At 74.2% G+C, this 225-nt stretch carries 1 protein-coding gene; it reads left to right on the forward strand.

Annotated elements, in window-relative coordinates:
• Window positions 1–196 (forward strand): benzoate/H(+) symporter BenE family transporter (locus tag ON19_RS30690; protein ID WP_043700634.1); only part of this gene is annotated, 196 nt, incomplete at its 5' end.
• Between the last annotated feature and the right edge of the window lie 29 nt (window positions 197–225).

The raw sequence follows: 225 nt of genomic DNA on the forward strand, positions 1-225 counted from the left end.
AACGGTCGCGGGCCTGGCCCTCCTGGCGACCCTGGCCGCGGCGCTCGGCGCGGCGCTGCGCTCCGAACACCGCGAGGCAGGCGTCGTCACCTTCGTGATCGCCGCCTCCGGAGTCGGCTTCGCCGGCATCGGCGCCGCCTTCTGGGCGTTGCTCGCCGGGCTGGTGGTACGGAAAGTGCTGCGCCAGCCGCAATGAGCGCCGCCGGACGAAGCCCGTCCACAACC

Origin of the sequence: Nocardia abscessus NBRC 100374 (genome assembly GCF_000308455.1) — a bacterium.
Lineage (GTDB): Bacteria > Actinomycetota > Actinomycetes > Mycobacteriales > Mycobacteriaceae > Nocardia > Nocardia abscessus.